Source organism: Brevundimonas sp. GW822-FHT03E11, assembly GCF_058801445.1.
Genome location: NZ_JBXANG010000013.1, coordinates 42,671 through 53,005, shown reverse-complemented (window position 1 = coordinate 53,005; position 10,335 = coordinate 42,671). Strand labels below are relative to the sequence as shown.

The window sequence follows — 10,335 nt, the reverse complement described above, 5'->3', positions numbered from 1 at the left end:
CCCCCCCCCCCCCCCCCCCCCCCCCCCCCCCCCCCCCCCCCCCCCCCCCCCCCCCCCCCCCCCCCCCCCCCCCCCCCTGCCGCGAACAGGGTGTCTGGGGCAAGCCCCCTCCACCGCTTCCCGGTCCCCCTCCCCCAACGGGGGAGGATTGGTCGTGATCGGACGTCTGAGAGGGGTGCTGGCCGAGGTCGGGGAGGCGGACTGCCTGATCGACTGCGGCGGGGTGGGCTATGTAGTGTCGTGCGGGGCGCGGACCCTGGGCCGGCTGCCGGCGCCGGGGGACGAGACGACCCTGCATGTCCATTCGCAGTGGAGCGAGGACGCGGGCCCGCGCCTGTACGGATTCCTGACCCGCGACGAGCGGCGGGCCTTCACGACCCTGCTGGCCATTCAGGGCGTGGGGCCCAAGGCGGCCCTGGCGGTGCTGGACGTGTTGCCGCCCGGCGAACTGGCGTCGGCTGTGGCGCGCGAAGACAAGGCGGCGGTGGCGCGGGCCAACGGCGTGGGGCCGAAACTGGCGCTGCGGATCGTCACCGAGCTGAAGGGCAAGCCCCTAAGCAGTATAGTGGGCGACGTCAGCTTTGCGCCGGCCGCACCCGGCATGCACGTCGAGATCGCACCGCCGGTTCCGTCCATCACCGGCGAGGCCGTGTCCGCCCTGCTCGGGCTGGGCGTCGCCGAGGTCAATGCGCGCCGCGCCGTGGATCAGGCGTTGATCCGTTTGGGCGAAGAGGCCGAACTGTCGGCGGTGATCCGCGCGGCCCTGCAGGAGCTGGGGCGGTGATTGGAAGGGAGTGGCGAGTGGCGAGTGGCGGGTGGCGAGCGCTGTCGTGTGGCCTCACCGGACTGTACGCCGCTTTTGCCGATGATGGGCCGAAAGCGGGGCGGCTTTCTCGCCACTCGCCACTCGCCACTCGCCACTTCGCCGCCGCTCGCCACCCAGGTCGACCATGACCCGCATCATCTCCCCCGAGGCCGAAACGGGCGAAGCCTATGATCGCGCCCTGCGGCCGCAGACCCTGGCGGAGTTCGTCGGTCAGTCTCAGGCCAAGGGCAATCTGAAGGTCTTCATCGACGCCGCGCGCGGCCGGGCCGAGGCCCTGGATCATGTGCTGCTGTTCGGCCCGCCCGGTCTGGGCAAGACGACTTTGGCGCAGATCGTGGCGCGCGAGCTGGGGGTGGGCTTCCGGGCCACGTCCGGACCGATCCTGGCCAAGGCGGGCGACCTGGCGGCGATCCTGACCAATCTGGAGCCGCGCGACGTCCTGTTCATCGACGAAATCCACCGCTTAAGCCCTCAGGTCGAGGAGATCCTGTATCCGGCCATGGAGGACCATGTGCTGGACCTGATCATCGGCGAAGGGCCGTCGGCGCGGTCGGTGCGGATCGACCTGGCGCCCTTCACCCTGGTGGGGGCCACGACCCGGGCGGGCCTCCTGGCCACGCCGCTGCGGGACCGGTTCGGGATTCCGCTGCGGCTCGAGTTCTATACGCCTGACGAACTGACGGCGGTGGTGCGCGGCACGGCGCGCAAGATGGGCGCCGGGATCGACGAGGGCGGGGCGCGCGAGATCGCCTCTCGCGCGCGGGGCACGCCCCGGATCGCAGGGCGGCTGCTGCGCCGGGTGCGCGACTTCGCCTCGGCCGAAGGGGCGGAGACCATCTCGAAGCTGGTGGCGGCGCGGGCCCTGGCGCGGCTGGAGGTGGACGAGGCCGGGCTGGACAGTCTGGACCGGCGGTTCCTGAAGGCCCTGATCGAAAACTACGGCGGCGGCCCGGTGGGGATGGACACTCTGGCGGCGGCCATCGCCGAGGCGCGCGACGCGGTCGAGGACGTGATCGAACCCTATCTGCTGCAACAGGGCTTCATCATGCGCACCCCGCGCGGCCGCATGGCCTGCGCCAAGGCCTATGCGCATCTGGGGCTGACCCCGCCGGCGCAACCCGCCGTCGGACCCGTGCCGGGCGACCTGTTTGAATGACGATCGCCTTCGATCCGGGCAAGGATGGGATCAACCGCGAGAAACACGGGCTGTCTTTGGCGCGCGCCAGCGAAATCGATCTCCGCACCGCTTATGTGCTGGTGGATGACCGTCAGGATTACGGCGAGCCACGCTGGCGCGCCTATGGTATGTTGGACGGACGGCTGCATATGCTGGCCTTCACCGTCCGCGACGGCGTAATAAGGGCCATCAGTCTGCGGCGCGCGAACGTCAAGGAGGTCCGACGCTATGGCTGATCCCGAATTCAGCCTCGATCCGAACGACTATGAGGATGGCGAGATCGACGATCCCCAGAATCCGGAGTGGACGGATGAGGATTTCGCCAGGGCGCGGCCTTTGCGGGAAGCCTTGCCTGAGCTTTACGCCCAGATCGTCGCCGAGCGCGAAGTCGGTCTGAAACTGCCTGCCGACACCATTCGCGCCTTCGCCGAAGAGGGCGAAGACTGGAAGGAGCGGATGGCCCAGACCCTGACCGAGGCGGCGCGCAAGAAACACGCGGCCTGATCGTCGATAGGCGTTGCCAAGCGAGGCGGGCGGGGGTTTGCTGGGACGAACCGGAGCCCTCGACCCATGATCCTGCGCACCCTGGCCTTAGTGGCGTTTGCGGCCGGCCTGACCAGTCTGGCGCCGCCTGCGAAAGCAGCCGCCCCCGTCTTCACCGAAAAGGCCTGTCCGGCCGAATGGCCGACCGAGGTGCGCCAGGTGAGGTGCGGGACCCTGACGGTGGACGAGGCGCGCGACGGCACGGTCAGGGACCGGCGCATCGACCTGGCCCTGGTCATCATCAAGGCCAGCGCCCCATACAAGGACGCCTCGGGTCAGGCCCTGCCGACGGTGGTGATGTTCCACGGCGGGCCGGGCGGGGCCATGGTCGGCGGGGCCGGGCGGATGCTGACGGCCCTGCGTCGCAATCCGGAAGCCTTTGCGGTGGATCAGGACGTGATCCTGTTCGATCAGCGTGGCGGCGGCGCCGGCGCCCCGTCGATGGACTGTCCAGGGGTGCAGCTGACCGATGCGGGGCCGCCGTCGGATGCGGATCGCGACGGGCTGATCGCCTGTCTGAAGGGCTATCAGGCCCAAGGGATCGACCTGAACCAGTACAACGCCGCCGCCACCGCCGCCGATGTGAAGGACATGGTCCAGGCCCTGGGCCTGTCGAAGATCGACCTGTGGGGCGGCTCCTACGGCCCGCGCATCGAGGCGGCGGTCATCACCCACCAGCCCCAGATCGTCCGCGCCGCCGTGATGGACAGCCCCTGGCCGCCCGAGGGCAACTGGGCGGTTGGAACCCCGGAACAGGTATCGACGGCGGTCAAGATCATCCTGGGCAAATGCCAGGCCCAGGCGGACTGCGCGGCGCGCCATCCGGACCTTCAGGCGCGGTTCGAGGCCGAGGCGCGCAAATGGCTGGCCGGCCCCGTGACGGGCAAGGACGGTAAGACCTTCACCGTCGACGACCTGTCGGCCTTTCTGATGGACACCACCTACAGCGCGCGGGGCGTGCGCAGCCTGCCGGCCGATCTGGAGAAGATCATCGCCGGAGACCTGAGCCCGGTCGCCGAGATCGCCGAGGACCGGACCTATTATTTCGAGGGTCAGCACATGGCCCATCTGTGCAAGGAAGAACTGCCGTTCGAATCCAAGGCGCGGCTGGCGGCGGGCGCCGCGGGCGATCCCGTCGCCGAGGTGCTGGTCCCGTCGCTGTCGCGGCTGTTCGACGTCTGTGCGGCGGTGGGCGAACGGCCCGCGCTCCCGATCGAGAACCTGCCGGTCAAGACCGACGTCCCGACCCTGTTCGTCGCCGCCGAGATCGATCCCGGCTGCCCGCCGCCCCTGACCGAGGCGGCGGCCAAGGGCTATGTGAACAGCCAGGTGGTGATCGTGACCAATGCGACCCACGGCGTCATCAACGCCAGCCCCTGCACCCGCAAGATGGCGCGCGACTTCCTGCGCGATCCGTCGGCGCCGGTGGATCGCAGCTGCCTGCCGCCGGCGGACACGCCGCTGAACTTCATCGAGGCCGCGACGGCGGGCTGAGGCATGAGACGGGCCTGGGTCTTTCCATCCGCTCCCCGCGCGGTCGCCGCCCTGTTCGTTGCGGCGGCGCTGACGGCGGCCGGGGCGGGGCTGTGGATGATGAGCCACCGGTCGCGGATCGCGCCGCCCGAGACGCCGTCGCATCGGGTCGTGCGCCAGATCGGCGAACAGCTGGGCCCCGGCGCCGAGCTGCGCTACGCCGAGGCGGGCGAGAAGCGGGCCGTCTGCGGCTATGTGGGCCGGTCCAGGGGCGGGGCGGCGGTGGGCTTCATCTCCGTGCCCAACCGCATCCTGTTCAGCGACGATCCCCTGCCGACCGAGTTCCGCGAGATGCGCGAACGCTATTGCCCCGGCTTCCTGACGCCGCCGCCCAGCGTTAGGCTGGGGACATGACCGATCTTCCCAGCGACCTTCCGACGGCCGGCCGTTTCGACGGGCGCGACCACCTGCTGCCGGTGCGGGTCTATTATGAAGACACCGACTTCACCGGCCTGGTCTATCACGCCAACTACGTCCGCTATTTCGAGCGGGGCCGGTCCGACTTTCTGCGCGCCGTCGGGGTGGGGCACGCCGACCTGCTGGAGGAGGATCAACCCCTGGCCTTCGTCGTGGCCGAGCTGAACATCCGCTATCTGAAGCCGGCGCGGATCGACGACGCCCTGGTGGTGCGGACCCAGTATGAGGCGATCCGGGGGCCGCGGCTGATCATTCGACAGACGGTGGAGCGCGGGGGCGAGGTGCTGTGCCGGGCCGAGGTGACGGCGGTCTGCATCCATCTGGACGGCCGGCCGCGTCGCCCAACGAAGGGGCTGGTCGAAAAGGTGACGCCGTGGCTGGCGAAAGGAAGCTGAATCATTCCTCCGCTCATCCCGGCGAAAGCCGGGACCCAGGGCTTTCGCATCGACAGCGCGTGGAATGACGGCCGGGCTTTGATTTCGGGCGATTTGCGCCCAAAGATCTGGGTCCCGGCTTTCGCCGGGATGAGCGGATAGAGATCGGGTGCAGGATGGCCGGGGAAACCTACAAGATTACGACGGGGGCTACGCTCACCGTGCTGCTGCTGGCGGCGCTGCTGGTCGGCGGCGGTCTGGTCGGCTGTCCCTATTACAAGGTCTGGGAGCGCAAGATGGCGGGCCAGGCCGAGCTGCAATATCAGCAGGGGGCGCGTCAGGCCCTGATCGCCCAGGCCGCCGCAGAAGACGAGGCGGCGATCAAACGGGCCGAGGCGGCGACGCGCCGGGTCCTGGGCTGGACCGATGCGGCCAAGCGCGGCTGCGAGGCCCTGGGCCGTCCGGGCGACCGCCAGTGCGAAGAGCAACTGCTGAAGGACGCCGCCACCTATTCCATCGCCAAGGAAGGCCACGAGGGCGTCATCATCAGCGTCGGCGCCCCCGTGTCGGTCGCTGTCGATCCGAACCGGCGGCCGAGCGCCGAGTGAGGCGCTGAGGCGAGCGATCGGCCCAAGGCAAGGCCATGATCATCGACCAGTTGGACGTCGCCGTCCGGGCCGGGGCGGCGGCGACCCTGCTTTTGTCCGCCGCCCTGCTGCTGCGGCAATGGCGGCGGATCGGGCTGCCCGCCCTGCTGTTGGCGCCCCTGGCCCTGTGTCTGACGGGCTTCGTTCTGGGCAATACGCCCCTGACGCTCAAACCCGACGGACCGGTCGGCGCCGCAGCTCGGGTGCTGAGCGGCTTTACGGTCATCTTCCTGTGGTGGTTCTGTCTGTCATGTTTCGACCGGCGGTTCCGGGTGCGGGGGCCGGTCCTTGTGGTCGGCTTGATCTGGGGGCTGATCGCCGCCCTGGATCGGGGCCTGTTCGGTGCGGCCCTGGGACAGTGGGAATGGTCGCGGCTGCTGTTGCCGCTGGGGTTCGCCATCGTCGGCCATCTGGTCTGGCGGCTTCTGGCCGAACGGGAGGACGACCTGATCCAGCAGAGGCACGACGCCCGCGTCCTGACCGCAGTCGGGCTGGGCGGGATGTTGTTCGTCGATCTGTCGGCCGACCTGCTGTTCGGCTTCGACTGGCGGCCGCTGGCCTTCGCCCTGAGCCAAAATCTGATGATCCTGATCTTCGGCCTTTGGCTGGCCGGGCGGCTGCTGACCGTGCGGCCCGAGGCCCTGACCTTCGTGACGAACGCCGAGCGGACGCCGGCCGAAGCGCCCGACCCGGGGGTGAGGGATGCGGCCCTTCATCGCCGTCTGACCGATCTGATGGAGGGCGAACGGGTCTTTCTGGATCCCGAACTGACCTTCGCCGCCTTTGTGGCCCGCATGGGGGCGTCGGAGCGGGCCGTGCGGACCCTGATCAACCACGAACTGGGCCATGACCATTTCCGCAGCTTCCTGAACCATTATCGGGTGGCCGAGGCGCGGCGGCGGCTGAGCGCGCCGTCGCACGCCGAAGACAAGCTGATCGCCGTCGCCCTGGACAGCGGCTTCGCCTCCCTGGCCAGTTTCAACCGGGCCTTCCGCGCGGTCGAGGGCTGCGCTCCGAGCCGCTACAGGGCGACCGCCCGCGCCGCCTTCTCGACAAAGGCAGGTTCTGAGGAGCCGAAAGCCGGGTTCTGAGGAGACGGCGCCGTCCCTGGGGCCCTAGTGCGGGCGGGTCTGACACAAGGGGACTAAAGTGAACGGATTGATCGGTTTGGCGGGGGTTCTGGCGCTTCTGCTGGGGCTGGGGACCGCGATCGGCTTGATGGACCGGCGCGGCTTTTCGTTTCGGTGGCTGCTGATCGCGGCCGGGCTGGTGGCGGTGAACGACGCCCTGCTCACCAATCTCTACGGCCTCTTGCCCGATGTGATCGGCGGGTCGTGGAACTGGCAGGGCAAGATATTGGCCCTAGCCGCCACCCTGGCGATCGCGGCCTGCCCCGGCTTCGGCCGGCGCCGCAGCGGCCTGACCCTGGTCCAGGCGCCGGGCAGTCTGAAAGCGGCCCTGCCGGTCGGCCTGCTCTATTGCGCCTTCTTCCTGGTCCTGGCCCTGGCCTTTTCGGGGGAGAGGGCCACGGGCGAAGAGATCGCCTTCCAGCTGACGATGCCGGGCCTGGAGGAGGAGCCCTTCTATCGCGGCGTGCTGTTGCTGGCGCTTTGCCAGGCCTTCACCGGGACCAAGCGCGTCCTGGGCGTGGATTGGAGCTGGGGGGCGGTTCTGTCGTGCCTGTTGTTCGGCCTGGCGCACGCCTTCGGCTTTTCGAAGGGGAGCTTTTCCTTCGATCCGCTGACGATGGCGATGACCGCCCTGCCCGCCTTCATCGCCGTCTGGCTGCGTCTGCGGACCGCAAGCCTGCTGGCGCCTGTCCTGCTGCACAATTTCGGAAACGCCGTGTCCCTGTTCCTCTGACGGGGCGCGCCTTTCTGGTGACGGCGGCGCGCGGGGCGGCTAAACGGGCGGGACGCCACACAATGGTCACGCCCGCTCGCTCGAAGAGGGGACGTGACCGATCCTGATCTCGCCCGGAGCGCCTGAATGACTACGCCCGTCGACGCCTCGATGATGAATCCCGTCGAGCTGTTCATGACCGCCCACTGGGTGGTGAAGTCGGTGATGGTGGGGCTGGCGCTGGCCTCGCTGTGGTCCTGGACCATCATCATCGACAAGGCCTTCCGCTTCACCGCCCTGAACCGCCAGGCCGACGACTTCGACAAGGCGGTGCAGTCGGGCCGGTCGCTGGAGGACGTCGCGGCCCAGGCGGGACCGCAGCCGGAACACGCCCTGCCGCGCATGCTGGTGATCGCCCTGTCCGACTGGCGCGAGGCGCGTCAGAAGGGGGCGCTGAACGAACACCAGGGCGACCTGCTGATGACCCGGATCGACCGGGCCATGAACAGCCTGATCCAGCGCGAGGGCCAGAGGATCGAAAACGGCCTGGGCGTGCTGTCGGTCGTGGCGACGGCCTCGCCCTTCATCGGCCTGTTCGGCACGGTCTGGGGCATTATGAACGCCTTCGGCGATATTGCGGCGGCGGGCAACACCAATCTGACCACGGTGGCGCCGGCCATCGCCGAGGCCCTGTTCGCCACGGCCATCGGCCTGGGCGCGGCCATTCCCGCCTATATCGCCTACAACAAGTTCTCGATCGACGCGGGCAAGTTCACCGGCCGGCTGGAAGCCTTCGCCGACGATCTGCAGGCGGCGGTGGCGCGGCGGCTGGGGGCTCCGTCCGCCCCGCCGCCGCCGCCGGTCGAGCCCGCCTCTGGCCTGAACCTGAAGCGGGGCGTCTGAGCCATGGCCCTTAATGGCGGTGGGGGCGGCGGTTCGAGCGGCGGCGGGTCGCGTCGCGGACGGCGGGGGCGAAAAGGCCCCCTGACCGAGATCAACGTCACGCCCCTGGTGGACGTGATGCTGGTGCTGCTGATCATCTTCATGATCTCGGCGCCGCTTCTGACCGTGGGCGTGCCGGTCGAGCTGCCCAAGACCGAGGCCAGCGCGGTCGATACGGACAACGAACCCCTGTCGGTCAGCATCGACCAGAAGGGCGCCATCTTCATCGGCGAGAACGAGACGGCGTTCGACGATCTGGCGGTGCGGCTGCTGACCGAGGCGGGCGGGTCGGACAAGGCGTCCGAGCGGCCGGTCTTCGTGCGGGCCGACGGCCGGGCGCCCTATCAGGCGGTGGCGCGGGTGATGGCGCGGCTGAGCGCCTCGGGCTTCACCAAGCTGAACCTGATCACCGACACGGCCCCGGAGGCCTGATTGCGCCGTCCGAGCCCCGCGATCCTCGGCTCCATCGCCCTGCACGCGGGGGTGGTCGCGCTCGCCTTCGTGTCGTTTTCGCAGAAGGCCGAGGAGGCGCCGCCGCTGGTGAATTCGGTGCCGGTGTCGATCGTGTCCGAGACGGTGATTGCGGCGGCGGCCGCCGACAATCCGCAGCCCGAGCCCTCGCCTGACGACGCCGCCACCGCCCCGGTCAGCGCGCCGGAAGAGCCGACCCCGCCGGTCCCTGAGCCGACCCCGCCGCCGCCAACGCCTGCGCCCGCATTGAGACCCGCGCCCAAGCCCACGCCGACCCCGACGCCCCGGCCGACCCCCCCGCGGCCTGCGCCCCCGACGCCGGAAAAGGCCCGGCCGACGCCGCCGCGACCGACCCCGCCGACCCCGACCCGACCGGCGCCGAAGCGCGAGGAGCCGAGCCTGGACCTGGACGCCCTGGCCGGACCGACCCGCCCGACCAACAATCGCGGCCGCCCGGCGACCGGCCAGCAAGGGTCGGGAACCGCCTCCCAGGCCACGGGGCCGCAGGTCACGGCCATCTTCAACCAGGTCTATCCGAACTGGATTCTGCCCTGCGACATCCCCGGGGCGGACCAGCTGCGCATTCAGGTCGAACTGACCCTGTCGGCCGACGGGCGGATCACGCGCGGCCCGACCCTGGTCAATCCGCAGTCGTCCTCGGTCTATCGGGCGGCGGCGGACGGGGCGCTGCGGGCCCTGCGCCAGACCGCCCCCTTCGACGTGCCCCAGGGCTTTCCCGGCGGCGCCTATCGCCCGACCTTCAACACCGAACGGGCCTGCCGGAACCGGTGAGGCTCAGGTGTCCGTGATCAGGTGAAGGGCCGATCGTCCGCCTTTGACGGCGTCTGGGGACAGTCGGCGATCGAAGGTCGCAAGCCGGCCCCCGTTCGAGACCGCCAGAGCCAGGAGATAGGCGTCGGTGATCTGTTCCGGCTTGGTCAGGGCCGAGGGCTCGAACAGGCGTTCGTCGGCCAGGCTGACGGCATCCGGCCAAAAGACGTGACCAGCCATGTCTCGCAGCAGAGCGAGAATCCGAACGACATCGGAAGGCGGGCCGACCGGATTGCGATAGCGGCTGCTGCCGACGATGCGGACCAAACCGTTCTCGGTTATCGGACAGGTGGCCCAGGACGGAGCGGCTTCGCGTTGGAACCAGGTATTGGCAGGATGGTGAAAGACGTGGCGAGGATCGACGAGGGCGATCAGCACGTTCACGTCCAACAGATAGGTCAAGGCAGCTCGTCACGCAGGGCGTTGACGTCTTCCAGCGTGACCATGGGCCCAGGCCGATCTGGCAGAAGAGGAACCCCGTTGCGGAAGCGCACCGTGCTCTCACGCTTTTGCAGCGCCTGACGAGCGAGTTCAGACATCACCTCACCCACCGTGCGGTCCTGGTGGGCGGCAAGGGCGCGAGCCGCATTCAGCACGTCGTCGTCTATGGCGAGGGTGGTGCGCATGCCGCCGAAGATAATGCATCACGCATCACGCATCAATGTGAGGCGCGCCTCCTCAAAGTCGCCCCATTCGCCGTGAGAAGCTGGCGATTGTCATACGAACCGGCGA

The 10,335-nt window shown here is 69.4% G+C and carries 15 protein-coding genes; 13 read left to right on the top strand and 2 right to left on the bottom strand.

What is annotated here, in order from left to right:
* Positions 1–154: 154 nt before the first annotated feature.
* The 13 genes from ruvA (at position 155) to AC1RKE_RS15485 (ending at position 9,564) form a co-directional block, all read left to right on the top strand.
* Positions 155–784: a Holliday junction branch migration protein RuvA gene (gene ruvA / locus AC1RKE_RS15545; protein WP_054766827.1), complete on the top strand. Its 630-nt coding sequence runs from the start codon at positions 155–157 to the stop codon at positions 782–784.
* A gap of 166 nt (positions 785–950) precedes the next feature.
* A complete protein-coding gene (gene ruvB, locus AC1RKE_RS15540) occupies positions 951–1,982 on the top strand; it encodes a Holliday junction branch migration DNA helicase RuvB (protein WP_348683040.1) in 1,032 nt (343 codons plus the stop codon).
* Positions 1,979–2,239: a BrnT family toxin gene (locus AC1RKE_RS15535; RefSeq protein ID WP_054764705.1), complete on the top strand. Its 261-nt coding sequence runs from the start codon at positions 1,979–1,981 to the stop codon at positions 2,237–2,239. Before ruvB ends, AC1RKE_RS15535 begins: the two co-directional genes overlap by 4 nt.
* A complete protein-coding gene (locus AC1RKE_RS15530) occupies positions 2,232–2,507 on the top strand; it encodes a BrnA antitoxin family protein (RefSeq protein WP_054764706.1) in 276 nt (91 codons plus the stop codon). Before AC1RKE_RS15535 ends, AC1RKE_RS15530 begins: the two co-directional genes overlap by 8 nt.
* Before the next feature lie 66 nt (positions 2,508–2,573).
* The gene (locus tag AC1RKE_RS15525; protein ID WP_348683038.1) at positions 2,574–4,040 is read left to right on the top strand and encodes an alpha/beta hydrolase; all 1,467 of its coding nucleotides are present in this window, start codon (positions 2,574–2,576) and stop codon (positions 4,038–4,040) included.
* Between the two features lie 3 nt (positions 4,041–4,043).
* A complete protein-coding gene (locus AC1RKE_RS15520) occupies positions 4,044–4,433 on the top strand; it encodes a hypothetical protein (RefSeq protein WP_287395662.1) in 390 nt (129 codons plus the stop codon).
* Positions 4,430–4,891: a tol-pal system-associated acyl-CoA thioesterase gene (ybgC, locus tag AC1RKE_RS15515; RefSeq protein ID WP_287395664.1), complete on the top strand. Its 462-nt coding sequence runs from the start codon at positions 4,430–4,432 to the stop codon at positions 4,889–4,891. The genes AC1RKE_RS15520 and ybgC overlap by 4 nt, the downstream gene beginning before the upstream one ends.
* A gap of 155 nt (positions 4,892–5,046) precedes the next feature.
* Complete coding sequence (locus AC1RKE_RS15510; protein WP_152949492.1) at positions 5,047–5,478, top strand: hypothetical protein; 432 nt, start codon at positions 5,047–5,049, stop codon at positions 5,476–5,478.
* 35 nt (positions 5,479–5,513) lie between these two features.
* Positions 5,514–6,608 (top strand): helix-turn-helix domain-containing protein, encoded by a 1,095-nt coding sequence (locus tag AC1RKE_RS15505; RefSeq protein WP_348683036.1) that lies wholly within the window; start codon positions 5,514–5,516, stop codon positions 6,606–6,608.
* Positions 6,609–6,666: 58 nt separating this feature from the next.
* Positions 6,667–7,380: a CPBP family intramembrane glutamic endopeptidase, BDIM_20840 family gene (locus AC1RKE_RS15500; protein WP_348683035.1), complete on the top strand. Its 714-nt coding sequence runs from the start codon at positions 6,667–6,669 to the stop codon at positions 7,378–7,380.
* Between the two features lie 126 nt (positions 7,381–7,506).
* Positions 7,507–8,262, top strand: a complete 756-nt coding sequence (tolQ, locus tag AC1RKE_RS15495; protein WP_348683034.1) for a protein TolQ — start codon at positions 7,507–7,509, stop codon at positions 8,260–8,262.
* 3 nt (positions 8,263–8,265) lie between these two features.
* Complete coding sequence (locus AC1RKE_RS15490; protein ID WP_348683033.1) at positions 8,266–8,733, top strand: ExbD/TolR family protein; 468 nt, start codon at positions 8,266–8,268, stop codon at positions 8,731–8,733.
* Positions 8,734–9,564: a hypothetical protein gene (locus AC1RKE_RS15485; RefSeq protein WP_054764715.1), complete on the top strand. Its 831-nt coding sequence runs from the start codon at positions 8,734–8,736 to the stop codon at positions 9,562–9,564.
* 3 nt (positions 9,565–9,567) lie between these two features.
* On the opposite strand, the gene AC1RKE_RS15480 is transcribed toward AC1RKE_RS15485, so the two are convergent.
* Together AC1RKE_RS15480 and AC1RKE_RS15475 are read right to left on the bottom strand one after the other, a co-directional pair.
* Positions 9,568–10,005 (bottom strand): TA system VapC family ribonuclease toxin, encoded by a 438-nt coding sequence (locus AC1RKE_RS15480; RefSeq protein WP_054764716.1) that lies wholly within the window; start codon positions 10,003–10,005, stop codon positions 9,568–9,570.
* Positions 10,002–10,229, bottom strand: coding sequence for a hypothetical protein (locus AC1RKE_RS15475; RefSeq protein ID WP_054764717.1), 228 nt, complete (start codon positions 10,227–10,229; stop codon positions 10,002–10,004). Before AC1RKE_RS15475 ends, AC1RKE_RS15480 begins: the two co-directional genes overlap by 4 nt.
* Between the last annotated feature and the right edge of the window lie 106 nt (positions 10,230–10,335).